This is a genomic window from Oricola indica (assembly GCF_965227485.1).
Lineage (GTDB): Bacteria > Pseudomonadota > Alphaproteobacteria > Rhizobiales > Rhizobiaceae > Oricola > Oricola indica.
This window is the reverse complement of record NZ_OZ245747.1, coordinates 1,567,966-1,592,808: the sequence shown is the minus strand read 5'-3', so window position 1 is coordinate 1,592,808 and position 24,843 is coordinate 1,567,966. Positions and strand designations below refer to the sequence as shown.

Here is a 24,843-nt window from a genome sequence, read left to right as displayed (position 1 = left end):
TAGCCGTCCCGTTCGGACCAGCCGGCGGAACTTCCCGCGCAAAGAGGATACCCGCCTCACCGGCGAAAGCGAAGCCGGCACCCGATCGATGATATCCTCACGGAACGCCGCGACATGACGCTGACGGTCGGGCGGCGAGACGCGCCCTAACTCAAGGCCGGGGTCTGCACATTACAGCCGAACCCTGATTCCGTGCGCCTTTTCGCCCTGCGGCTCGACATGGATGGCGATGGAGGCGCCGGGCACGAAATCGCGGATCGCATCCTCCAGCCGGTCGCAGATGTCGTGCGCGTCGCCCACGCTCATGGTTTCCGGCACGACGAGGTGGAAATCGATAAAGGTCGCCGGGCCGGCGACGCGGGTGCGCAAATCATGCACGTCGATCGAGCCTTCGGCGTTCGCCGCGATGATTTCCTTGATGCGCGCCTCGTCGGCGGGCTCCACCGCACGGTCCATCAGCGCATCGACCGAGGAAGCGATCACCTTCCAGCCCTGCCACATGATGTTGATCGCCACGGCAATCGCGAGCAGCGGGTCGAGGATCGCATAGCCGGTGAGAAGCGCAAGGACGAGCCCGGCGAAGACGCCGACCGAGGTGACCACGTCCGACAGGATGTGACGGCCGTCGGCAACCAGCGCCGGCGACCGTTTCTCGCGGCCCCTGCGGATCAGGAGAGTGGCCCAGCCGGCATTGATCGCCGAGGCCAGCATGTTGACGCCGAGGCCGAGCCCCGGCGTTTCCGGCAGTTGCGGTTCGCGAAGCGCCGGGATCGCCTGCTGGATGATCAGCAGCGCGGCGATGGCGATCAGCACGCCTTCGACCACGGCCGAGAAATACTCCGCCTTGTGATGGCCGAACTGGTGGTCGGCGTCGGCGGGCCGCTGCGCATAGGACACCGCCACGAAGGCGATCACGGCGGCAATGACGTTGACGGTCGATTCCAGCCCGTCGGACAGAAGCGCCACCGACCCGGTGAGATACCAGGCGACGAGCTTCAGGCCCATCACGCCGACGGCGACGGCGATGGACCACGCCGCCAGCCGCTTCACGGCCGGATCGAACTGTATCATCGGCCTCACGCGCCCGCCGCCCTCAGGCAGCCGCGTCCCGTTTGCGTTTGTCCTTCGTGTCGACCAGGTGCGCCACCACGTTCTCGATCATCCGCATGCCGGCATTCTGGCCGAGCGTCATGATCGATTCCGGGTGGAACTGCACCGCCGCCACCGGTTCGGTTCGGTGCTCGATTCCCATCACCACGCCATCATCCGTTTCCGCCGTGACGACGAATTCGTCCGGCAGCCGCGACGGATCGGCGAAGATCGAATGGTAGCGGCCGACCGTGACATTGCTTGGCAGGCCCGAGAAGACCTTGCCGGGATGATTGACCCGAATGCGCGACGGCTTGCCGTGCATCGGCAGGTTCATCTGCCTGAGATTGCCGCCATAGGCCTCGGTCAGCGCCTGCAGGCCGAGACAAACGCCGAAGATAGGCAGGTCGCGATCGCGCGCTTTCCGGATCGTCGCCTTGCAGTCGAAATCCGACGGCATGCCCGGGCCGGGCGACAGCACCACGAGATCGGGCTTGTAGTCGTCGAAGGCCTTTTCGGGAACGGGCGAACGCACCGTGCGCACTTCCGCGCCTGTCTGCCGAAAGTAGTTCGCCAGCGTGTGGACGAAACTGTCCTCGTGATCGACCAGCAAGATCTTCACGCCGACGCCCACCTTCGCCGCCTCGCGCTTGGTCGATGCGGCGTTGCCCTTCTTGGCGTCGCGTATCGCCGCCAGCATCGCCGAGGCCTTCAGTTCGGTCTCGGCCTCCTCGTCTTCCGGCACGGAATCGAACAGCAGCGTCGCGCCTGCCCGCACCGAGGCGACACCATCGCGCACATGGATGGTCCGCAGCGTCAGGCCGGTGTTCATGTCGCCATCGAACTTCACGATGCCGATCGCCCCGCCATACCAGGCGCGCGGGCTCTTCTCGTTGTTCTCGATGAAGCGCATCGCCCACAGTTTCGGGGCGCCCGTCACGGTTACCGCCCACGCGTGGGTCAGGAAGCCGTCAAAGGCATCCATCCTGTCGCGCAACCGTCCCTCGACATGATCGACCGTGTGGATCAGCCGGGAATACATCTCGATCTGGCGCCGCCCGATCACCCGCACCGTTCCGGGCTCGCAGACCCGCGACTTGTCGTTGCGATCGACGTCGGAACACATGGTCAGCTCCGACTCGTCCTTCTTGGAATTGAGCAGCTTGAGGATCTGTTCGGAATCGGAGATCGCATCCTCGCCGCGCTGGATGGTGCCGGAAATCGGGCAGGTCTCTATGCGCCGGCCGGTCACGCGAACGAACATCTCGGGCGACGCGCCGATCAGGAACTCATTGCGCGCGAGATTCATGAAGAAGGAATAAGGCGCCGGATTGGTTTCCTTCAGCCGCCGCGCGATCGCCGAAGGCGCGGACTCGCAACGCTCGTGGAAAATCTGGCCGGGCACGACCTCGAACAGGTCGCCGCGTGCGAAGCTCTCCTTGGCCTTCTCGACCAGCCGCGCATATTCGCCCGGCTCGTGATCGCCGCGCGGGGGGATCGTCTCCGACTTGGCGAAGGGCTGCGCGGCGACGGTTTCGTCGAGACCTTCGGTAGAAATCTCGCCGTCGGAAAACTCGTACCGGTCGATCCATGCTTTCGCGGAGTGGTTGTCGACGACAAGGATTTCGTCGGGAAAGAAAAGCGCAAGGTCGCGCTGCGCGGTATCGCGATCGAGCTTCTGCTGGATCGGATCGAACTGGAAGGCGATGTCGTAGCCGAAGGCGCCGTAGAGCGCGAGATCGTTCTCGTCCGGGCTGTGGAAGTGATCGACGATGGCGCGCAACGCCGAAAACACGCTCGCCGCCCGCGTGCGGTCCTCTTCCATGACCACGGCCGCCGGTTCGGCGATCCGGACCTTCAGAACACCATCCGACGGCGTCAGTTCGGCGATGTGCTCGGCCCCTGTCAGCGCCTTCTCGATCATCGCCAGCAACGGCTTGCCACGCTCGCTCAGCGCCTCGATCGTCATCTCGCGCTGGTGCGAGGAGATCAGAACCGGCGGATTGACGATGGCCGTGTCCCAACGGGTATAGCGCCCCGGATACTCGTAATTGGAGGACAGGATCACACCCGGCTGGGTGTCCAGCATGTCCGTGTAGTCGGAGATCGCGGTCCGGTAATCGGCGTCGCGGCGATATCGCCTCACCGTCACGCCACCCCGCGTGACATAAGTCAGATCGGGTTCGGCTTTGGCCTTGTCGCGGTCCGACCGTTCAATTTCTGTCATTGTCCTGTCCTCTTATCCGCGCCAGACAGCAAAAAACCGCCAGCGCATTCTGCACTTGGCGGTTCCGATTTCTGACACGCAGCCGTGGACCAGCACCGCCTAGGAGCGGAGCCACCACCAGAGATTCTTCGTTGCGCTGCAGTTCGTCATGGCCGCAAACTAGTCCGGTGCGCTTGTCTGCGCAATGCATATTTTGCGCGGGTTTTCGTCGCAAGGGGAGCCTTTCGGCCACTGCCACGTTATCGCTGCATGACAGATCAGCCCACAGCCCGTTCCACCGCACCTTTTCTTACTGTTCTCCTTGCGAGCACCGTTTTGGGCGTTATCCCCGCAACCGCTCAGGATCAGGGAACGTCCCGCCTGTTCGATCCGGAGCCGATGAATTCGGTATCCGCCAGCGAAGCGCCCGATCCGGGCGCCGATGCGATATCCGCCGAAACGATCAACGCGGCGCAGTTTACCGGCGAAGCCCTTCCGGAGGGGCAATCCGCGATCACCGCCAAGATACAGATTCTGCTTGATCGCGGCGGCGTCTCGCCCGGCGTCATCGACGGCTATGCGGGCGAAAATGTCGACAGGGCCATCCGCGCCTTCGAGGAGATCAACGGGCTTCCGGTCGACGGCGTCATGGATCAGGACGTCTGGCAGGCGCTACAGGCCCACGGCGGAGAGGCCGTCAGTCCCTACCAGATCACCGTCGAAGATGTTTCGGGAATCGTGCCGCCCCTCCCCGAGGATTACAGGGAATTGGCCAAGCTGGACTGGCTTGGCTACGAATCCGCGGCGGAACTGCTCGCCGAGCGTTTCCACATGGATATCGAGTTCCTGGAGACGCTCAATCCCGGCGTCGATTTTGCCCAGCCCGGCACGACCATCCTGGCGGCCAATCCCGGCGCCAACGCGGAAACGGAAGTCGCGCGGATCGTCGCCAACAAGTCGCGCGAACGCCTTCAGGTGTACGATTCGACCGGACGGCTGGTCCTCTCCTATCCGGTGACGATCGGCAGCAGCGACACGCCTTCCCCCGCCGGAACGCACGAAGTGCTCGGCGTCACCACCGATCCGACCTACTCCTACCGGCCGGACGAGAACTTCCAGCAGGGCGACAACAATGAGCAATTGACGATCCCGCCCGGGCCGAACGGTCCCGTCGGCAGCACCTGGATCGACCTTTCGGAACCGACATATGGAATCCACGGAACGCCGGATCCCGCACTGATCGGCAAAACGGCCTCGCATGGCTGCTTGCGTCTGACGAACTGGGATGCCAACGAACTGGCGATGCTCGTCGCGAACGGAACACCTGTGGAATTTGTCGACTGATCCTCCATGCGCATTGTCTGGATAACGCTGCTCATTCCGTTCGTTCTCGCGGCAAGCGACGTGCCCGGCGTCGTGCCCCTGCCAGTGGAAAAACCGGAACGCGCGAAGGCCGAAGATGCCCCTTCCCGCGAGAAGGCTGTCGATAAGAAGGATACGGAAAAAGAACAGATCGCGCCCGAACCGCCGGAGCCCGTCGATCCGCCGCCGTCCGCGCCGGACGAAGCGGCACTGGCCGCCTGCGAAGCACAACTCGAAACCCTTGGAACGGTCTTCAAGCGGCAGGACGGGGTAGACGGGCCGGGTATTTGCGGGCTCCCGGCGAGCTACTCGGTCGACGAGATCGTGCGCGGCATCTCGATCGCGCCGACAACGCAGATGCGCTGCCGCACCGTCCTTGCCACCGCGCGGTGGATCGACGAGGTGGTCATCCCCGCGGCCAAGGTTCTGGGCGACGATGTTCGGCTGACGGGCATCCGCCAGGCCTCGACCTATGTCTGCCGGACCCGCAACAGCCAGCCGGGCGCGAAGATCTCCGAACATGCGCGCGGCAACGCCGTCGATGTGCGCCAGTTCGAGTTCGATGGCCACGATCCGATGCCGATCCAGCCGCAACAGCGAAAAGGATCGCCCGAGGAAGCATTCCAGAAGGCCGTGCGCGCGGGCGCATGCCTGCACTTCACCACAGTCCTCGGCCCGGGGTCGGACGCGTTCCATGACGACCACCTGCATATGGATCTCGCCCAAAGGCGAAGCGGCTATCGGCTCTGTCAGTAATCCCGCGTTTTCGACTTCTGCCCATCCGACGCGTTTGACGGGCGTCAACGCACTTTCACAATCGCGGTGTTAGCTGCCCGGCATACTCTTCTCCATATCAAGCGAGGGTGTGATCCAATGGATACGCAGGACGACAAGGGCACGAAGAAAACCTTCACCGAGGAAATCGAGATTGCCGGCGACCAGCTGATCGAAAAGATCAAGGCGATCGTCCAGGAAGGCAATGTCCGTCAGCTTCGCCTCAAGGCGTCGGATGGCGATATCGTTCTCGAAACGCCTCTCACGATCGGCGTGGTCGCCGGCGGCGTGATGGCGCTCGCCGCGCCGTGGCTTGCCGTTCTCGGCGTGATTGCCGCGATGGTGACGCATGTTACGGTCGAGGTGGTGCGCGAGATCGACGAGGACGAAGCGGACGACAAGCCGTCCGAATCCTGATCGCCCGCCATTCGGGCCGTGGCGCTCGGAGCGAGCAAGATGAAAAAAACGGAACACGACAAGGTGGGAGGCGTGGCGGTCGACGCTTCATCTCAATTGGCGCGCATCGAGGCATGCCGCGACCTGCTCTACCAGCGCAAGCAGGAGATCGAGGCCGACTGCGCGGCGATCCTCGCCGACTGGGAGCCGGCAATCGGGCGCGCGTCCTTTCGCGCGGCTGCGGAAAACCTCGCTTTCTATCTCGCCGCCCGGCAACGCGACCTCGTCGAGCTCCAGGCCGATTTGTCCGCGCTCGGGCTCTCTTCGCTCGGACGTTCCGAATCCCATCCCAGGCAGACGCTCGCCTCCGTCGCCGCCACGCTCGACGGCTTGACGGGACGGCCCGCGCAATGGCCAACGCCGGAGGAACTGTCCGCCGGACTGGACCACATCACCCGCGACCAAAACCTGTTTTTCGGTGACTACCCCGGCGGACGCCACACCCGCATCATGGTGACGGTGCCCGAAGAGGGAGCCGACGACCCCGGCCTTGTCGCCGAGCTGATCGAGGCCGGCGCGAGCTGCTTTCGCATCAATTGCGCCCATGACGGCCCGCGCGAATGGGGGCGGATGATCGCCAACATTCGCGAAACCGCGCAAAAGGCCGGACGGACATGCCCGGTAATCATGGATATTGCGGGCCCGAAATGCCGGATCGAGACAATCGACATGGCCGGGCGCAAGCGTGTCTTCCGTGGCGACCGTTTTCACCTGCTGACCGCACCCGCCACATCGCACACCGATCTGCCCGCAATCACGATCAGTTTTCCGAACATCGTTTCGCGCATCCAGCCCGGCACGCTGATCTGGATCGACGACGGCAAGATCGGCGCGAAGGTCGTTGAAACCGTCGAGGGCGGCGTCCTGCTCGAAGTGACCGTCGCACGCGACAAGGGCGAAAAGCTGAAACTGGAAAAAGGCGTGAACTTTCCGAGCCTCGATCTCGATCTTCCGCTGCTCTCGAAAAAGGATATCGGCGATATCGCCTTCGTGGCTGACCATGCCGATGTGGTCGGTTGTTCCTTCGTCCAGCGCCCGGAGGACATCCGCCTGCTCGTTGCCGAACTGAACAGGCATCGCAGCAACCGCCCGCCGCAGCCGCTGCTTCTCAAGGTCGAGACGGGGCTGGCCGTGCGCAACCTGCCGCGGCTGATCGTGCAGGCTGGCGCCAGCCAGCCGGTCGCGGTGATGATCGCGCGCGGCGACCTGGCGATGGAAATCGGCACCGAACGCCTGTCGGAGGTCCAGGAGGAAATCCTGTGGCTGTGCGAAGCGGCGCATGTGCCCTCGGTCTGGGCGACACAGGTGCTCGAGACGCTGATGAAGACCGGCGCACCCTCGCGCGCCGAGGTCACGGACGCGGCGATGGGCCAGCGCGCCGAATGCGTGATGCTGAACAAGGGCCCTTACGCCGCCGAGACAATCCGTTTTCTGGCTGGCATCCTGCGGCGGATGGGCCGACACCAGTTCAAGAAGACCGCGCGGCTCTCGGCGCTGACCTCATGGCATGGACCGCAGCCGCTGAACGACGCATGAAAAAGGGCGCCCGAACAGGCGCCCCAAAAGTAACTCCGATCCGAAACGCGATCAGAACAGGCCTTCGACATTGCCCTCGTCGTTGAGCCGGATCACCTCGGCGGCCGGTTTGCGCGGCAGGCCGGGCATAGTCATGATCTCACCGCAGATCGCGACAATGAAGCCGGCGCCCGCCGACAGCCGCACCTCGCGCACCGGCACGGAATGTCCGGTTGGCGCGCCGCGCAGGTTCGGGTCGGTCGAGAACGAGTATTGCGTCTTGGCCATGCAGACCGGCAGATGGCCATAGCCCTCGGCTTCCCATGTCTTCAGCTGGTCGCGCACCTTCTTGTCCGCGATGACCTGATCGGCATGGTAGATGCGCTTGGCGACGGTCTCGATCTTCTGGAACAAGCCCATCTCGTCGGGATAGAGCGGCGAGAAGTTCGCCGCGCCGCTTTCGGCAAGCGACACGACCTTGTTCGCCAGTTCCTCGATGCCTTCGGATCCCTTCGCCCAGTGCTTGCACAGGATCGCTTCCGCGCCCTGCTGGGCGACGTAATCCTTCACCGCCTGGATTTCCGCTTCGGTGTCGGAGACGAAATGGTTGATCGCAACGACGACGGGAACGCCGAAGCCCTTGGTGTTGGCGATGTGGCGACCGAGATTGGGGCAGCCTTTCTGGACAGCGTCCACATTCTCCTCGCCGAGATCGGCCTTGGCGACGCCGCCATTCATCTTCATCGCGCGCACTGTCGCGACGATCACGGCGGCGGCCGGTTTCAGGCCAGCCTTGCGGCACTTGATGTCGAAGAACTTCTCGGCACCGAGATCCGCGCCGAAGCCCGCTTCGGTCACCACGTAATCGGCCAGTTTCAGCGCAGTCGTGGTCGCGATCACCGAATTGCAGCCATGCGCGATATTCGCAAAAGGCCCGCCATGGACGAAGGCCGGATTATTTTCCAGCGTCTGCACGAGGTTCGGCTGCATCGCGTCCTTCAGCAGCACGGTCATCGCGCCGTCGGCCCCGATGTCGCGGCAATAGATCGGCGTGCGGTCGCGGCGATAGGCGACGACGATATCGCCGAGACGCTTCTGCAGGTCGGCCAGGTCCTTGGCGAGGCACAGAATCGCCATGACTTCCGAGGCGACCGTGATGTCGAAACCGGTCTGGCGCGGAAAGCCGTTGGCGACGCCGCCGAGCGAAACGACCGTGTCGCGCAGAGCGCGGTCGTTCATGTCCATCACGCGGCGCCAGCTCACGCGGCGCTCGTCGATTGCCAGTTCGTTGCCCCAGTAGATGTGGTTGTCGATCATCGCCGACAGCAGGTTGTGGGCCGAGGTGATGGCGTGGAAGTCACCCGTGAAGTGAAGGTTCATATCCTCCATGGGCACGACTTGGGCGTAGCCGCCGCCGGCCGCGCCGCCCTTCATACCGAAATTCGGACCAAGCGAGGCTTCGCGGATGCAGATCGCCGTCTTCTTGCCGATGCGGTTCAGGCCATCGCCGAGACCGACGGTCGTGGTCGTCTTGCCCTCGCCCGCGGGCGTCGGGTTGATGGCCGTCACGAGGATCAGCTTGCCGTCTTCGCGATCCTTCACGGAGGCGATGAAGTCGGCGGAGACCTTCGCCTTGTCATGGCCGTAGGGAAGCAGGTGTTCTGACGGGATGTCCAGCTTCGCTCCGATCTCCTGGATCGGTTTCTTGTCAGCGGCGCGGGCGATTTCGATGTCGGTCTTGAATTCGGCCATGGTGCTCTCCGATTGGTCCTCCCGGCAGGGGCAACACTGCCGCAGCGCGTGTATACACGCAGACGGGTAAGGCTACGCAATCGCAATTCAGCCGTTCATTGCGCGGTTTGCGACACGCGGCATGACGCAAGACCACTGGCGGCTTTTTCAGCGCCTGTCGGGCACGCCGACCAGAATGAAAGGCGCCCAATAGGCCGGATGCGTCCAAGCCGGATTTTCGGGCGCATCGAGCATCGAGAGAATGGCCTGGCGATGCGCCTCCGCGGCGCGCATTTGCGGCGCTTCGGCGCGCAGCCTGAACAGGTCGGTCATCAGTTGCACGGCCGAGTGACTCTCCACCGGCCAATGACTGACCATCAGCGCACGCGCACCGGCATAGAGGAAGGCCTGCGCAAGGCCGGACAATGGCTCCGCACCCGGTTTCGCGCCAAGCGCGGTGTTGCATGCGGAAAGAACGACCCAGTCCGCCGCGAGCCGCAATTGCGCAATCTCGGAGGCGGTCAGAAATCCATCCTCGCCCTCGCCCGCCGTCAGCGCCAGTGCCGGCTCCGCGAGCGGCGCGCGGTCGGTCCCGGCGATATCGCCCGCGACGAGGCCGTGGGTGGCGAAATAGAGGACCCGATAGTCCTCCAGATCCGTTGCCTTGAGTACCGCCTCGCTCGCATCCGCACCGAGCCGGATGCCGTCCGACGCGTCAAGGGCGGAAACAACGGCGGCAGCTTCGTCGGCGGTCTCTGGCAGCGGCCGCAGCGCACTACGCAGCGCGGATGGCGCCATATTGCCGGTACCGGCGAAGACCGGATCGGCAAAGGCGAGCACCGGCAGCGCCGGTTGCCGCACACTGCCCAGACCGGCCGTCCGCAGCGCGGACGTCGATGGCAGGACCGTGATCGCGAAACGCCGCACCAGCCATTCGGGCTGCGCGGTTTCGTTGGAGGGCATGGAAGCGACGAGAAGACCTGGCGGGATCGCCGTCACCGGTCCGCGCAGATCGAAATAGACATGGCTCTTGCCGGCGAGGTCCTGCTCTGCCGGGCCGAGCAACGTCCGATAGAGCCAGTGCGCGGCGTCCACGGGAAAAGCCGCCGGGTCGGCCTTGTCCTTCTGGCGCGAGCGAGCCGCGCGGACGTCGAGTTCTAGGTTCACCGATGAACGAATGGCTTCGACGGCAGCCGCGATATTCGAAGGGGGCGTGTCGATCGAGTACCAGAAGCCGGACTCCCGCGTAAGAACCAGCGCCATGGGAATGCCGACCTGCGATCCGGTTTCCAGGATGACAAGCGCCTCATCCTCACCCAGGAGGGACTGGATCTCCGCCTTGGAAAGCGATGAATTGCCAGTCACGGCGGCAAGCGAGGGATACTCCGTATCCATGCGCTGCCTGATCGCGTTCCGGCTTTCCTCCAGCCGCTTGAGGCGTTCGCGCAACGCTGTTTCGGCAAAACGATCGCGTTCATTCGCAGGCACCGACAGGGCGGCAGCCAGGGTCTTGCGGACGAGCGAAATCGCGGTCTCCGCATCCGAGACGTCTCGCAGCACGGACGCCGCCTCTCCGGTTCCCGCGGCAAGGCGACTGTTGAGCAAAGCCTGCGCACGCGCAGCGCCTCTCAAATGGGCGACCTGAAGATAGTCCAGCACACCCTCGCCGGCGCGCGCGCTGTCCCAGACGCCGTCGCGCGCCGCAAGCGCCAGCGCGTAAAGATAGAAATCGCCGCGTGGAAGCGCATCGTTTTCAAGCGTCCGCCCGAAGACGTCCAGCGATTCCTCCAGCCTGCCGGTTTTTGCCAGGAACATACCGAGAAGGTCCCGTGCCTCCAGCAAAAACCGCTCCTGCGGGCTGCGATCGACGGCATAAATCGCCTCGACTTCGCGCAGCAACGCGATGCCCCTCTCGGCGCGAACCGGATCTCCTCCATTGCCAAAATCGGCAAGCGCCATGAATTTCGCGAAATCGGCCCAGTGCGAACTGTCCCGCCCATAGACGTCATCGATACGGGATAGATACGGAGCAACGAGGTCTTCGAGCAGGTCGAGGCGTTCCAGGTACCAAAGCGCTCGCGCCTTCGTCGCCACCGCCGTGAGGACGTCGGGCGCCATATCCGGATGCTTCAACACGCTATAAAGATCGAGATAGACGGCGATCGCTTCATTCAGTGGGCCGAGCGCCTCTTCGGGCTTTCCCGAATCGTTCAGGAGAACGCCAAATTCGCTGAGCGCCGTCGCATGGATCTGCCGCTGCCAATTGCCGGGCGACCGGGCCGTCGCCTCTATGATCCGCGTGAAGTGGGTCCGCGATGTGTCGAACTGCCCGAGGAATTGCGCAGCCCGCGCCATTTGAAGCCGGATGGCCAGCGCGGCGAAATGGTCCATGCCGAACCTTTTCTCGGCCTCTACCAGCATATCGGCGCCGAGCGACTGTGCCTCTTCCGCATGTCCGGACTGAACCGTCGCCTGAACGAGCAGGTTGAAAATCCGCCAAAGCAGGAGGTCGTCGGGATCAAGCTGCCGGTTGGCACGCGGCGCAATGTTCCGCGCCATTTGAAGTGCCTCTTCGAACCGGCTCTGGCGGATCGTCGCATCGGCAATCAGCCATTCGACTTCCAGCGCCTGTGCGGAATCGCGCCCGAAGCTCTCCACGACCATCGGATGGAGTTGCCGAGCCGTAAGCTCGACCTGGCGATGGTCGCCAAAACCGACCTGCATCGCGAGCAGCGAGTCCGCGACTTCGCGAAACTCGGCCTCAGTCAGGCGATCATCGGAACCAGCCGGCTCGGCCGGCTCCTGCCCGAATGCCGGCGCGCCCCAGAGGGCCAGCCCGGCAAAGAGCAAAAGCCACCGGGCGGCACGACCAAAACCCACCCGACCCTACCGGTCGAGAATGTCGCGCATCTCGACCAGGTTGGAGCGCACGCGCAACAGGTAGAAGCCCATCGTCGCCAGATGCGACGGCATAATCCAGCTCGATTCATTGCCGTTCGAGATGATGAAGGGATGCATGTCGAGCGAGGCGTGCAACTGGTCCTCGGTGCGATCCCAGACAGCGCTCAAACGGCGGTCGTCATAGACGCCCCTGAAATCGGCCTGGGTGGCCTCCAGGACCCCGTAATAGGCATAAAGCTGCCCGTAGGTGAACCAGAACCGGTCGTCGGCGCGCGGGTCGAACCAGCCGAGATTGCTCGCCTCCATTTGCTGGCGCAGGATATCCGAGGTCGAACCGATATCGCCGGTGATCCGGTCCAGGAACTGCATCAGATTGTCGGTGCGCCCGTCGAACTGGCCTTCGCAATTCGAAAGTTCGGTGTTGAACCCGTCGAGCGCGCGCATCGCCTCGCGTTGACGTTCCGCTGTCGTCGGCTGCACGAAGGGCGGTGTGAAGGTCAGCCACCATGCGTCGTCGATATAGGCCATCGCCTGACGGGCATCCTGCAGGTTCTGGTTGATCTGCGACGTACCGCGGACGCGGCCCAGCCGGTCGACAAGTTCGACGGTCGTGCGTCGGACGACCTGGTTCACGCCCAACTGGAACGCGGCCTTGTTGTCGAGGAACGGCGTGTTCTTCCACTCGATGCCGAAGAGTCCCGCCTTCGACAACGGATGCTGCGGCACCCAGTAATTCTCGTTGACGTTGAAGTCGATCAGGTCGCGCGTCACCTGGACGATCGCGGAAGGCGCGCATTGCGTCGACGAGCCTTCCGGCATCGGCTCGCCCGGCGTCACGGTCGCATTGGCGAGATCGTACCGGGCGACATAGTCCGGATTCCAGTTCACCCAGCGCTCGGCAATCCAGATGAAGTGTCCGTAACCGATCACGATGGCGATCAGGATCAGGAAAACCGGGATCTTCACGAACCAGCCGCGCCCGCGCAACCAGTTCCTGAACGCGATGAAGGGCCATAGCAGCCACGCCACGAAATGCCCGATCCCGCGACCGATCATTTCGAAAAGGCGGGTGAAAAAGGCGATGATCGGATCGAGCATGGCTACCCCTCAGGAAGGTCAGAGACCGTAGAGCCGCTTCCTGAAAGCGGCCTTGTCGGTCAAATAGGTGTTCTTCAGGGTCTCCACAACGTGCTGGCGGAAGGCGTCGTCATAGCCCGTGTAGTCAGCGTAGAAGCCCTGCTTGTTGAAAACATAACGCGAAACGAAATCGTCGGGGACGAATTCTGTGATCAGCCGGTTCACCAGCCAGGCGTCCTTGTGCTCTGGACGCGCCCGCGCCAGCAGAAAGCGGAACCGATCGGGAATGCGCCCGATATCGACACGGCCCGTCTGGGCGATCTCGCGCTTGATCGCGTTGAGGAACGGATAGGTCCCCTCCTCATTGATCAGTCCGGCATTGCGATGCATCCAGGTCTGAAGCCAGACTGCGTCCATTCCGGAGTAGTCCGCGTCGGGATCGGACTTCCGCAACAGCGCCCGGATCGCCATCTCGGCACGGTGTTCGAGCAGGCCCGAGGTCTCCAGCCACGAGGCGCGCGGCGGGTCGAGACGCCCGGTCTCGGCGAGAAACCGGAAGATACGCACCTGATCGCGGATCGACAGGTAGCTGACCTGCCACGGCCGCGACCGCCGGAAACCGGGCGCGTCGGGATCGCAGATCACCGTGGTCATCTTCTCGTCGTTGAAGATGTAGCAACCGCCGAAATGGCTGGCCCAGAACGCGTCATGGCGGAACACGACCTGGTCGGGCACCAGCCTGTTCTCGCGGATATCGCCGGCGACCTTGGCAAGATCGACCATGCGCTCCAGCATGGCGTCGTCGCGCCAGGCCTCCGGCTCGGTCTTCAGACGGTCGACCAGCGACCGCAGGGTCGCGGCCTTGCCGAGCACGTCGTCGGCCGACAGCACCTTGAATTCCACCTGCTCGATAGACAGCAGGTCCTCGACGTCCCGGACCGTGGACACGTTGTCCTCGATCTCGCCATAGATCACGTCCTTGATCGTCAGGGCCTGGATCGCGCGCGAGTTGGAGTTGTAGAACTCGTAGACGAGCGCTTCGGTATTCGAAAAACAGGTGTGAACCACCGGCAGGGTCGATTGCGCCGGCGTCAGGATGATGAAGCGGCGATTGACGCCGTTCGGGTCGAGATAGTTCGGATCATCGAGTTCATCGGCGATCTGCGGCGAGAAGCCGGTCTTGTCGATATCGAACCGCTCCAGCACCGTTGCCGGCAGACCGAACGCCTTCAGCGCCTTGTTGTAGCGCTCGACCAGATGCGGCTGCGTCACCGTCAGCAGCCGCCCGTAGATCAGTGCGTTGTCGTAAAGGCGTTTCATGCGCCGTTCCACAGCCCCTTCGACTTCAGGTCGGCGATTTCGCGAGCGGCGCGTTCGCGCAGGCGTTCGTTGCGGATCATGGTCTCGACGGCGGCCGCGTCGGACTTGTCGGTGTAGCGGAACTCGGAATCGGCGTAGCGATTGATCTCCTGCATCACCATCGACATCGTGAACGGTCCGCGCAGTTCCTCGATCATCGCTTTCTTGTCGTCGTAGGACTTGTGCAGGAAGACTTCGGGCGTTTCGAACCACTCGTCGGGGAGGTCGATATCCATCGCCCGCATCTTGATCGCATCGGTGATGTTCTTGATCGCACGGCCGGTGAAACGCGGCTCCGCCATCTTGATGCGATGCAGATAATCGCCGACATCGGCCATGGTTTTCGGTTCGCCGCGTTCTTCCAGGAAGCGCTCATAGACCGCGAGTAGCCCGTCCTCCTTCGGCCTGTCATGGCCTTCATAGGCCGCCGCGACCGCCTTCTTGATGACCTGCGCGGCATAGAGGTCGTGATCGCCAAGCGGGATCGCGTGGTTCTTGCCCGCCAGCAGAACGAATATATCGACATAGTCGTCCTCGGTCTGCGGTCCATCGACCAGCCAGCGCGCGCCCGCCCGCTGGCGCAGCGCGTCATCGACATTTTCGGGATAGTTGGAAAACATGCCGAAGGAGCAGTTGCCGCGCACGACGGTGGTGGCGCCGGCGAAGCTCTCCATCAGGACGGCGGTCACCTCGTGCTGGCCGGCGGATGCCCGGTCGTCGGACCGCTTCGCCGCCACCTGGTCGATATCGTCGACCGTGCCGAAGCCGATCGCCTTCGGGTTGACGATCGTGTTGACGAACTCCTTGCAGTTCTGGCCCGACTTGCCCTGGTAGGAAGAGATCTGGTCGACGCCGAAATTCTCGTAGTGGAACGGATAACCGGCGATCGTGCAGTAGTCGTTGATCATCCCGGCGATCATCTGGATCAGGATCGTCTTGCCGGTGCCCGGCGCGCCATCGCCGATGAAAGTGAACAGGAAGCCGCCGAGTTCCACGAAGGGATTGAGCTGTCTGTCGAAATCATAGGCGACCAGCATTTTGGCGAGCTTCGTCGCCTGGTATTTGGCGATGTGGTTGCCGATGATCTCGTTCGGCTTCTTGAATTGCATCACCAGCGGCTTGCGGCGCTGGCCCGGCGCGACATCGAACCCGTCGAGCGTGAAGTCGTCCGCCTCGATGCGGATATGGCTGTCCTCGAAAGAGCCAAGCCCGGTGAACCGCCCGCGCCGTCCGAGCAGCCCATCGACGGCGACCCGCGCGAACGCCTTGGCCCGCTGCAGCATGACGGTTTCGTCCGCCGCGCCCTCGATCGATTTCGCCAGTCCCGCGACCATCGATTTCAGCGCGTCCTGCGCGGTGTCGAACAGGAATTCCGGCTCATCCGGATCGTTGACCGGCTCCGTACCGCCATCGAGCATCTGCAGAAGATAGGCGGCGAGCGTGAAGGCGGAGACATAGGCGGCCGCGTTGACCAGCGTCTTGAAGCGCACCGCCTCGTCGCCCTGCAGCGGCGCGGACAGGTTGCGCGCCTGAAGGCTCTCAAGGTCGGTCTGGCGGGCAAAGACATCGGCGACGGCCAGGGCCACCGCGATGCCGCGCCGGGTACGGTAGAGAAGGTTGTGCTGCACCGGGGTGAGCATCTGGTCGTCCGGCCGCACGGCCGCGATCTGGCGCGTCAGTTCGACTTCGCGCGTGCGCTTCATGCCGCCGGTCGAAACGGTGGAAACGAAGCGGCGCCCGGTGCCGGCCAGCGCCGTATCGGACTTTCCGCCCGTATCCTCAATCACGATGATGCGCGTGACGAAAGATTGCGCCGTGGCGCGATGTTTCGCGATGTCGTCCTCGTCGATGCGGGTCAGCCCGATATCCATCCGCTATTCCTCGTCACGCCGGGCTGTCCGGTCGTCCTTTCGCAAACCTGCATTCGTCTTGCCTGCGTTCGTCTTGCCTGCGCCGTCTTCCTTGTCGACCGGCCTTGCCGCGAAGCGCCCTTTCTCGAAGACCGGCGGCGCGCAACGCACGGGCTCGCCATACATCAGGAGATCGAGTTCGCATTTGTCACACATCGCTGATCACCTCGCCGCCGGAGATGATATGCGTCTGGTAGCCCGCGAAAACGGCCTCGGTTTCGCCGGCAGCGTAAAGGGCCTGGTAGGCTTCGTGCGGAATGAGCGCGTGCTTCTCATAGGCCGAGACGCCCATGCGCGCGGCGTCGAGATCGTCTGTCTCGATGTGGAATTCCTCGCGCGCCGGTTCCGACGACCATATCCCCTTGCGGGCAGGCTTTTCCGACTTGGAATAGATGTCCTGGATCGTCCAGGTCAGCAGCCAGGCGTTGGCAGGGTTGGCGACCTTTTCGAGAACATCGTTGACCCGCTTGTTGTGTTCGGTGATGCCGGCCGAATAGAACGGCCCGAGCACGATGCGCCGCAACTGCTTGGGATGCAGGTCGTCGAAATCGCGATCCATGTTGGTGGCGATCGTAGACGGCGACAGCGAATAGGCCGAATTGCGCTCCGCGAAGGCATCGAACTCGCGCGCCAGTTTCGGATTGAGCAGGCCGCCGACCGGCAGCGGAATTTCAACCGACGTGTCGAGCTTGCCGTCTTCGGTGACCAGCATCTTGACAATGTCAGGCGAAGAATCCTCGATCATGGCCGTATAGACCAGCGGCAGGTTCGACACGCCGTCGAACGCGCCCCAATGGACGAGGTAGAAGGGGCGCATCGTCTTCGGATTGACCGAGACCTTGATCGTTTCCGGCAGGACCAGCGGCGAGAACACATGCCCCTCCTGCACATGTTCCAGATAGAGCCGTTCCGCCATCGATTGCTGCAAATCGCGCGGGAACGCCTTGTGGCGCAGGATGAAGTCCGCCATTTCCTCGCGCAGCGCGTCGGGCGCCGGAATCTCCGCCAGCCGCGCCTTTGCGGTCATCCGGTCGTTTTCGAGCTCCAGAACGTTCTGGAAGACCGGAAACCCGCTTTCCGCGCGCGAGATGCGAAACGATTTCGCGTAGTCCAGATGATGCCGCCAGCAGGTGAATGACGCCTCCAGCCGCTCGACATACTCGGTGACGGCCTGTGCAACCAGGCCGTGCTTGTAGAGCGGCGAGCGGTCGTCGCGCAGGAAGACGTCCAAGCCTTCCAGCGCCGCGTGAATCGACGCGAAATACCGATCGACGGGTGAATCATCCGGCATTCTCGTCATCGTGGCTCAGCCGCCCCCCGGTCCGGCTCCACGCCTACTGGCGCACATAGTCCGCGGCGTCGTGCTGTTTCATCACCGCGTCGAAGCGCCGCGCGAAGGCGTCGTCGGCGAGCTTCTTGCGCCGCTGGATATCCGCGGTGGCGACCATGTTCTTCTCGTGCATTTCGAGAAGGTCGCCGATGTGCTTCTGCGCCGCCGCGCCGATACCGGCCATGGTCGTTTCGGCGGCGTTGTCGACCTGGCTGCCAAGCGTGTTGATCTTGTGGGCGACGTCCTGCTGGGCGGCGGTCTTGAGCGAATCCTCCAGCGACTTGTAGAGGACGATGCGCTGTTCGGTGTCGATCGTCAGCTTGTTGATCAGCGTCTGCTGGGCGGCGATCTGGTTGTTCAGCGAATCGACGAAGGTCTGGAACATCGAGGTGTAGCGTTCCAGCGTCTGGCTCTCGGCCAGAAGGGTCTGCTCCTTGGCCTGCATCTCGTTGTACTCGGTCGCCAGCTTGGAGCGCTCGCCTTCGAGTTCGGTGCGGTCCTTCTGGTTGGTGGTCGCCGCGACGCGGTTTTCCATGTCCAGCAGCATCGGGTTGAGTTCCTCGATGCGCTTCTGCGTCGCCTCAAGCTCCAACATGGTGGACTTGCGCCGCTCGATGACCGTGCGCAGGCTTTCCTCCGAGGTCGAGTAGCGCTGGTCGAGGATCTGCTTCTGGCTGGTGAGGATGCCGACGATCGTGTCGGACTTGGCAAGGAGTTCCTGCAGATTGCCGGCAAGCGACATGTTGCGCACGCGTTCCGACCGCATGCGCTGCATGCGCTGCTTGGAGAACATCCCGACGAGCTTCTCGAAACCGCTGTAGGATTTCATGCTCTCGAATTCGGAGCCGAAGACATTGGTCGCGTCCTCGAGGCCGATGATCAGGTCGGCGATATTGCCTTCCATAACCTGCTGCTGCTTGAGCACGTCCTGGATGCGTGCGTTCTCGATGTCGAAATCCGCATCGCCGATGGCCTGGTCGGCCTTGGCGAATTTCTCGAGGACGATTCCCGATTGCTCGATCTTCGAGCGCATGTCGTCGACGACCTGCTTCGTTTTCTCGATCTCGGCGTCAAAATTCTGCAAGGTCGCCATGAAAGCTGTCTCCTTCGGCCAGGCGGGTCGTCCGTAGCGTAAGTTGCGGACGCTTTCGGTATAGACCGTGAGGATTACGTTTTGAAGTATGGCGCTTGCAAGGCGAAATCGGTTTGAAACCGCCAAATTACTGTCAGGCGGCGCGTTGTCCCGCCGCAGCGCTTCCAAGCGGCTCCGAGAGGAGTTCTTCCATGAAGACGCTCATCAGTTGCGACCGTCCATCGACGCCAGCCTTGGCGTAGATGCGCGCGCACTGCGCCCGCACCGTACCGGTCGCCGTCCCGCGGATCGATGCGATCGCCTCATTGTCCAGCCCCTTGAGCAGCAGAAGCGCGACGTCCCGCTCGGCGTCGGACAACGCCCAATCGGAAAAGAACCGGTCGATGACGGACTGCATCTCGCCGCGCGCGGCGCGAATGCCGATCTCCATGGACGCATTGCGCTGCAGGAGCCGACGCAACTCCATGAGCAGGAAACCGGTTCCGAAGACCAGCACGACGGCCGCGATGGCCTCGATTATCAGATGAAAGGACTCCTGGCTTCCCAAAGCCTCGAAATCGGCGATGACGTCCGCAGCGAAGAACACCGCGCACATCATGTTTGCCACGATGAGAACGGCGAGCACGTAAGCCCGCCGTTTGCCTGTCGTCTCGTTCATTCCACTTCCCGGTCCGCCGGGACCCTCTTGCGACCGTCTATCATCGCCCGCACCAGCGGCACGCCGCTCAACCAGCTATCGGCGACCACACCGACAAGGTGCAGCACCACCGATATCATGAGCCAGGTGAAAGCTGCCTCGTGAGCCTCCTCGACCCATTCCAGGCCGAAGAACCGAATGGTCCCCATCATGATGCCCGTGGCGCAGAGGACAAGGACCGTTGCCCAGATGTTATACACCATAAGCGCACCCAGGGGATTGTGCGAAAGATGCAGAACATTGCGCGCCGTTATCGTGTCGCGAATATGGCGCAGCGCGGCGAAGGGATTGGGCGGGAAGGCAGAGAACCGCGCATGACGCGGCCCAACAATCCCCCAGACAAGCCGCAGCACCACGAGACCAAGCGCGGCGTAACCAACATATTCATGCAGCTTGCTCTCGTCCTCGGTCACGAAGCCGTTGAGGATAATCGTGGCGACAAGCGACCAGTGGATCAGCCGGACGAGCGGATCCCAGACCGGGATGGTGCGGATGCCGGCTTTGCCGGCACCCTCCAGTTCATGAGCGCTCATGACCGGCTCAATTCATCGACAGCTTGGCGATCTTGCCCGTCGCAGCATCGACATAGACCTCGCCCATTGTCTTGTCCTTGACGAAATAGACCTCGATCATGCCGTCTTCCATCTCGCCCTTGCGGACTTCGTAGCCCAACGAGGCAAGCGACGCCTTGACCTCGTCCATGCTCTTGCCGAGTTCCGCCCCCATCGACAGCTCAGCCGCGAAGGCAGGCAGGGCGACGAAGATAGCGGCGGTGGTGAGAATGAGTTTGCGCACGGGATAAGTCCTTGTGTTGCGTTGTGCTGCGCCGCGGCCAATCCGGCAGCGCATGACGGGGAGTTCGTCGCTTTGTGGAGTGTTTGAAATCGGCCGCAGGCTTATTGGACGGCAATAAGCCCGCGCTTACGGCAAGACGCCTACTGTTTCGCGAAGCCGACGAGATCTTCCGCCTGTACGCGGCCCATCTCTTCTTCCCAGTGCCGGCGGCAAAGCGAGACATAGGCGTCCTTGCCAATGGCGACCTGATCGCCGTCGCGCGCGACCTTTCCGTCCGGCCCGATCCGCACGACCATCGTCGCCTTCCGGCCGCAGCGGCAGATCGTGCGCACCTCGCGCATTTCGTCGGCCAGCGCCAGAAGTGCCTGTGACCCGGAAAAGAGATTGCCCTGGAAATCCGTCCGCAGCCCGTAGCACATCACCGGAATACCGAGTCGGTCGCAAACCCTGGCGAGTTGCCAGACCTGCTCTTCCTGCAGAAACTGCGCCTCGTCGATGAAGACGCAATGGGTCGTCTTGGATGCATGATGCTCGCGGACGCGCTCAAACAGGTCGTCGCCGTCGCGGAACATCTCAGCATCCGATTCCAGCCCGACGCGCGACGATATGTAGCCGAGATCGGCTTCCTTTCGGTAATGGCCCGCGACGAAAAGCAGCGTGTGCATGCCCCGCTCGCGGTAGTTGAAGGATGCCTGCAACAGCATGGTCGATTTGCCGGCATTCATCGTCGCGTAATGAAAATAGAGTTTCGCCATCGGCCGCGTCCCGACTGCCTTTCGCTGTCCCGAATTCGATGACATAAATGCAATCGGCGCAAGCGGCCATGCGCCGGACCATCCAATCAACAGATGAAGGACCGAAAGTCATGGACGCAGACGACAAGCCCAAGAAAATCGTGCTGGATACCGACGCGGAAGCCGTCCGCCTGGCGCGTGACCTTGTCGCGACCGCTCGTCACGGAGCACTGGCCGTTTACTATCATGAGACAGGATTTCCCGGCGCGAGCCGCGTCGCGCTCGCCACGGATATGGACGGAACGACGATCATTCTCGTCTCCTCGCTATCCGGACATACCAGGCCGATGCTGGAGGACCCGCGCACATCGCTTCTCGTCGGCGCGATGGGAAAGGGCGACCCGCTCGCCCATCCACGGATTACGCTGTTCACGAAAGCCCGCAGGATCGAACGCGATACCGATGAGGGCAAGCGGGTGCGCCGGCGCTACCTCGCCCGCCAGCCAAAGGCTTCCCTCTATGCCGATTTCGGCGACTTCGCCTTTTTCCGGCTGGAGATCCAGGGTTCGAGCATGAATGGCGGTTTCGGCAAGGCTTACGAACTGACACCCGGGGACTTCGCGCTGAAGGGCGATGTCGATGGCGTCGCGGCAATGGAAGAAAGCGCTATCGCCCACATGAACGAGGATCACCGCGAAGCGGTCGATCTCTATGCACGCGTCATCGGCAAGGCCGAGGCCGGATCATGGCGCATCGCGGCCCTCGATTCGGAAGGGATGGACCTCGTCGCCGGCGACAAGACCTGCCGGGTCTGGTATCCCGCGCCGCTCGAAAACGCCTCCGAACTGCGCGGCATGCTTGCCCGGATGGCAGCCGAGGCGCGCGAGGAAATCGGAGCGCTTCAATGACGGCACTGTCCGTACGACACCGGCGTTTCCAGACGCTGCACAAACGGGGATGCTTCGTCATCCCCAACCCCTGGGATGCCGGGTCGGCCCGTGTGATGGCCGCGCTCGGAGCCCAGGCGCTCGCGACGACCAGCGCCGGCTTCGCCTTCACGCTCGGTCGTCCCGACATGGGAAGCGTCACCCGCGACGAGGCTCTCGCCCATGCCGAGACCATCGTCGCAGCGACGGGCCTTCCAGTGAGCGGCGACTTCGAAAACGGCTTCGCCGATACGCCGGACGACGTCGCCGAGACGATCCGGCTCGCCGGCGAAATCGGGTTATCGGGGTGTTCCATCGAAGACACGATGATGTCCGAGGGCAATCCCGCCTATCCGCTCGATATCGCGGTCGAACGGGTCCGCGCGGCGGCCGCCGCCGCGCGGGCGCTGGGCCGGCCCTTCGTTTTCTGCGCGCGGGCCGACGGCGTGATGAACGGCGCCTATGATGTCGAGGAGGCGATCCGGCGCATCCAGGCCTTCGAGAAAGCCGGCGCCGACCTCCTCTACGTGCCGCTGCCGCCGAATATCGAGGCGCTGGCCAAAATCGTCAAAAGCGTCTCCAAGCCGGTCAACGCGCTCGCCGCGGGCCGGTTCGCCAAATACTCCAGGGCCGATTTCGAGGCGGCGGGCGTGCGCCGGATCAGTGTCGGGTCGGCGCTCGCACGCGCCACACACAAGATCCTGATCGACGCAACGACCGCCATGCTGGACGAAGGCGACTTCACGCCCCTGCAGAAAGCCGCCTCGGGCAAGGCCGTCGATTTCATGCTGCAAGCCGGCGGCGATGTCGGCTGATCTGGCCACAATCCGCATCGAGGATCCCAACGATCCGAGAATTGCGATCTACCGCGACATTCGCGAACGCGACCTGATCCGTCGCAAGGGGCATTTCATTGCCGAAGGCAGGACCGTTCTTCAGGTTCTCGTCGATCAGGATCGCTTTCCCGTGCATTCGCTGCTGGTGCTGGAAAACAGGCTGGCCGGCCTTTCCGGTTTGCTGGATACGCTCCCGGCAGGCATTCCCGTCTATTGCGCGACACAGCCGGTCCTGGACGCCATTGCCGGTTTCCACATGCATCGCGGCATCCTCGCCATCGCGAACATTCCCGGCGATACGGCGGAACTGCCCAGCGAAATGCCGGCCGACTGGAAGACGCTCCTGCTGCTGTCGGCGATCTCCAACCACGACAATATGGGCGCGATCTTTCGCAACGCCGCGGCCTTCGGCGTCGATGCGGTGTTGCTCGATCCACAATGCTGCGACCCGCTCTACCGCAAGGCGGTGCGCGTCTCCGTCGGCGGTGTCCTGCGGGTGCCGTTTCACAGGATCGCATCGATGGAAGCCGGGATCGAAGCGCTGTCGACGGGCGGCTTTTCCATCGCCGCGCTATCACCGGCTGGCCGGACCGATATCGCCGAATGGCAACCGGCGGAACGCCAGGCGCTGGTTCTCGGCAGCGAGGGCCCCGGCCTTGCGGAAGAATGGCTGCAGCGGCTGGAAACGCTTTCCATCGCCATGGCGCCGGGTTTCGACAGCCTGAATGTCGCCACCGCCGGCGCGGTCGCGCTGCATCGCCGATTTTCCCGGTAGATCCGCCCGTCAGGCGGTGGAGCGCTGACCGTTTGCGCTACGCTGGAGCGCCTTGATGCGTTCGGCGAGGCTGACGATGTCGCCGCTCGAAGCCGAAGGCTTTTCCTGATCAAGAAGGACATGGATGCGCGAATCCGGACCTTCGAGCCGGGCCGCCATGGCAACGACTTCGGCCGCCAGATCGTTGAGCTTCTCGCGCAAGATCGCGTCGCCCTCGCCGGAGCCGGACGATGCGCCCAGATTGGCGACCGCAAGCTCAACCTTCATGGAGTCGCGTTCCAGTTCAAGCGCGTTCGCTGCGGCAACCTGCTTGGCAAGCTTGGCTTCCAGTTCCTCGATCGTCTCGGACGGGTCCCTGCCCTCGAATGCCGCTGTCATCTCCTCGATGCGAGACGACATCCGTTCGATCTCTTCCTCTAGCTCCGCCTTGGCCTTTTCGGCCATGTCGACACGGCCCTGCAGTTTCACGAGTTCCGCGTCATCGGTGCCGGACCGCTCGCGCAGTTCCTTCATGTCCGCTTCGCGTTTCTTGAGCTTTTCCTCGAGCGCCGCGACCTTGGCGTTGCTCAGTTCGAGCTTGGCCTCGGCCTTGGCGACGCGACGGCTTTCGCTCGCCAGCATGTCGCCAACCGCCTGGCCGTCGGTGTTCGAGTCCTGCACCTCGCGCTTAAGGTTCTTGCCGGAGGCTTTCAGTTCGGCGATCGTTTCGTAGAGGGTCTCCATCTGCGTCTCGCGCTCGCCGAGATCGTCGCGGGTGGACTGGAGCTGGGACGAAACCTCGCGCAACTGCGCCGCGCGATCCTCGCGAAGACGCGTCGCCGCCTTCAATTCGCTGGTGCGGATATCGAGCTCCGTGCGCGCGGATTCCAGAAGCACCGAAAGCTCGGACAATTCGGTCACGCGCTCATGCAGTTTTTCGGTCAGTTCGGCCGTCTCGCGTTCGCGTGCGGCGCTGCGAGCCATTGCATCGGCCAGCGACGACTCCAGCGCCTTGATGCGGCCGCTCTGCTCTTCGACCAGCACTTTCTCGCTGGTTCCGTGCTCGCGAGTGTCCTTGAGCCGCAATTCCATGCGCCGCATGGCCATCGCGTGCTCGGCGCGCAGGGCATCCTTTTCCGCATTCAGTTCATTGACGGTCAGCGGCAATGCCGCCTCGATCCGCTTGCGCGTCAAATAGACAGCGCGCCGCCATATGGCCGGCGCGACCATAAGGGCCAGAAGCGCGGCGGCGAGAAAACCAAGCGCGAATATGAGGGCCGACTGGAACAAAATCCGTT

At 63.2% G+C, this 24,843-nt stretch carries 22 protein-coding genes; 7 read left to right on the top strand and 15 right to left on the bottom strand.

Annotated features, from left to right (window positions below; all coding sequences use genetic code 11):
• Nucleotides 1-171: 171 nt before the first annotated feature.
• Both ACQK2M_RS08125 and ACQK2M_RS08120 read right to left on the bottom strand, forming a co-directional pair.
• Nucleotides 172-1,071 (bottom strand): cation diffusion facilitator family transporter, encoded by a 900-nt coding sequence (locus ACQK2M_RS08125; protein ID WP_223475851.1) that lies wholly within the window; start codon nt 1,069-1,071, stop codon nt 172-174.
• Between the two features lie 22 nt (nt 1,072-1,093).
• The gene (locus tag ACQK2M_RS08120) at nt 1,094-3,316 is read right to left on the bottom strand and encodes an anthranilate synthase (RefSeq protein ID WP_425417371.1); all 2,223 of its coding nucleotides are present in this window, start codon (nt 3,314-3,316) and stop codon (nt 1,094-1,096) included.
• Nucleotides 3,317-3,694: 378 nt separating this feature from the next.
• On the opposite strand from ACQK2M_RS08120, the gene ACQK2M_RS08115 reads away from it, so the two are divergent.
• The 4 genes from ACQK2M_RS08115 to ACQK2M_RS08100 all read left to right on the top strand — a co-directional run bounded on the left by ACQK2M_RS08115 (nt 3,695) and on the right by ACQK2M_RS08100 (nt 7,423).
• On the top strand, nt 3,695-4,639 hold the full coding sequence (locus ACQK2M_RS08115) for a L,D-transpeptidase family protein (protein WP_425417370.1): 945 nt from the start codon (nt 3,695-3,697) through the stop codon (nt 4,637-4,639).
• Nucleotides 4,640-4,645: 6 nt separating this feature from the next.
• Nucleotides 4,646-5,413, top strand: a complete 768-nt coding sequence (locus ACQK2M_RS08110) for an extensin family protein (RefSeq protein WP_425417369.1) — start codon at nt 4,646-4,648, stop codon at nt 5,411-5,413.
• A gap of 117 nt (nt 5,414-5,530) precedes the next feature.
• Entirely contained in the window at nt 5,531-5,848 is a 318-nt protein-coding gene (locus tag ACQK2M_RS08105; protein WP_223475855.1) for a DUF4342 domain-containing protein, read from the top strand.
• Nucleotides 5,849-5,887: 39 nt separating this feature from the next.
• Nucleotides 5,888-7,423, top strand: a complete 1,536-nt coding sequence (locus tag ACQK2M_RS08100; protein WP_425417368.1) for a pyruvate kinase — start codon at nt 5,888-5,890, stop codon at nt 7,421-7,423.
• Nucleotides 7,424-7,474: 51 nt separating this feature from the next.
• Here ACQK2M_RS08100 and ACQK2M_RS08095 read toward each other — a convergent pair whose 3' ends face one another.
• The 12 genes from ACQK2M_RS08095 to ACQK2M_RS08040 form a co-directional block, all read right to left on the bottom strand.
• The gene (locus ACQK2M_RS08095) at nt 7,475-9,154 is read right to left on the bottom strand and encodes a formate--tetrahydrofolate ligase (RefSeq protein WP_425417367.1); all 1,680 of its coding nucleotides are present in this window, start codon (nt 9,152-9,154) and stop codon (nt 7,475-7,477) included.
• 147 nt (nt 9,155-9,301) lie between these two features.
• Nucleotides 9,302-12,013: a CHAT domain-containing protein gene (locus ACQK2M_RS08090; RefSeq protein ID WP_425417366.1), complete on the bottom strand. Its 2,712-nt coding sequence runs from the start codon at nt 12,011-12,013 to the stop codon at nt 9,302-9,304.
• 6 nt (nt 12,014-12,019) lie between these two features.
• Nucleotides 12,020-13,132 (bottom strand): DUF2333 family protein, encoded by a 1,113-nt coding sequence (locus tag ACQK2M_RS08085; protein ID WP_425417365.1) that lies wholly within the window; start codon nt 13,130-13,132, stop codon nt 12,020-12,022.
• Between the two features lie 18 nt (nt 13,133-13,150).
• A complete protein-coding gene (locus ACQK2M_RS08080; RefSeq protein ID WP_425417364.1) occupies nt 13,151-14,431 on the bottom strand; it encodes a DUF6638 family protein in 1,281 nt (426 codons plus the stop codon).
• Complete coding sequence (locus ACQK2M_RS08075) at nt 14,428-16,341, bottom strand: AAA family ATPase (RefSeq protein ID WP_425417363.1); 1,914 nt, start codon at nt 16,339-16,341, stop codon at nt 14,428-14,430. Before ACQK2M_RS08075 ends, ACQK2M_RS08080 begins: the two co-directional genes overlap by 4 nt.
• A gap of 3 nt (nt 16,342-16,344) precedes the next feature.
• On the bottom strand, nt 16,345-16,536 hold the full coding sequence (locus ACQK2M_RS08070) for a hypothetical protein (RefSeq protein ID WP_425417362.1): 192 nt from the start codon (nt 16,534-16,536) through the stop codon (nt 16,345-16,347).
• Complete coding sequence (locus ACQK2M_RS08065; protein ID WP_425417361.1) at nt 16,529-17,671, bottom strand: hypothetical protein; 1,143 nt, start codon at nt 17,669-17,671, stop codon at nt 16,529-16,531. Before ACQK2M_RS08065 ends, ACQK2M_RS08070 begins: the two co-directional genes overlap by 8 nt.
• A 43-nt stretch (nt 17,672-17,714) precedes the next feature.
• A complete protein-coding gene (locus tag ACQK2M_RS08060; RefSeq protein WP_223475864.1) occupies nt 17,715-18,803 on the bottom strand; it encodes a hypothetical protein in 1,089 nt (362 codons plus the stop codon).
• A gap of 133 nt (nt 18,804-18,936) precedes the next feature.
• The gene (locus ACQK2M_RS08055; RefSeq protein ID WP_425417360.1) at nt 18,937-19,461 is read right to left on the bottom strand and encodes a helix-turn-helix transcriptional regulator; all 525 of its coding nucleotides are present in this window, start codon (nt 19,459-19,461) and stop codon (nt 18,937-18,939) included.
• A complete protein-coding gene (locus ACQK2M_RS08050) occupies nt 19,458-20,033 on the bottom strand; it encodes a cytochrome b/b6 domain-containing protein (protein ID WP_425417359.1) in 576 nt (191 codons plus the stop codon). Before ACQK2M_RS08050 ends, ACQK2M_RS08055 begins: the two co-directional genes overlap by 4 nt.
• A 7-nt stretch (nt 20,034-20,040) precedes the next feature.
• Complete coding sequence (locus ACQK2M_RS08045; RefSeq protein ID WP_223475867.1) at nt 20,041-20,295, bottom strand: PepSY domain-containing protein; 255 nt, start codon at nt 20,293-20,295, stop codon at nt 20,041-20,043.
• Nucleotides 20,296-20,435: 140 nt separating this feature from the next.
• A complete protein-coding gene (locus ACQK2M_RS08040) occupies nt 20,436-21,050 on the bottom strand; it encodes a thymidine kinase (RefSeq protein WP_223475868.1) in 615 nt (204 codons plus the stop codon).
• Nucleotides 21,051-21,160: 110 nt separating this feature from the next.
• Between ACQK2M_RS08040 and ACQK2M_RS08035 the strand changes: the two genes are divergently transcribed.
• Genes ACQK2M_RS08035 through ACQK2M_RS08025 form a run of 3 tightly spaced genes read left to right on the top strand, consistent with a single transcriptional unit; the run spans nt 21,161 to nt 23,566 of the window.
• Nucleotides 21,161-21,937, top strand: coding sequence for a HugZ family protein (locus ACQK2M_RS08035; RefSeq protein ID WP_425417358.1), 777 nt, complete (start codon nt 21,161-21,163; stop codon nt 21,935-21,937).
• On the top strand, nt 21,934-22,770 hold the full coding sequence (locus tag ACQK2M_RS08030; RefSeq protein ID WP_425417357.1) for an isocitrate lyase/PEP mutase family protein: 837 nt from the start codon (nt 21,934-21,936) through the stop codon (nt 22,768-22,770). Before ACQK2M_RS08035 ends, ACQK2M_RS08030 begins: the two co-directional genes overlap by 4 nt.
• Nucleotides 22,760-23,566, top strand: a complete 807-nt coding sequence (locus ACQK2M_RS08025) for a TrmH family RNA methyltransferase (protein WP_425417356.1) — start codon at nt 22,760-22,762, stop codon at nt 23,564-23,566. Before ACQK2M_RS08030 ends, ACQK2M_RS08025 begins: the two co-directional genes overlap by 11 nt.
• A gap of 9 nt (nt 23,567-23,575) precedes the next feature.
• Here ACQK2M_RS08025 and ACQK2M_RS08020 read toward each other — a convergent pair whose 3' ends face one another.
• The gene (locus tag ACQK2M_RS08020; RefSeq protein ID WP_425417355.1) at nt 23,576-24,835 is read right to left on the bottom strand and encodes a hypothetical protein; all 1,260 of its coding nucleotides are present in this window, start codon (nt 24,833-24,835) and stop codon (nt 23,576-23,578) included.
• Nucleotides 24,836-24,843 lie beyond the last annotated feature (8 nt).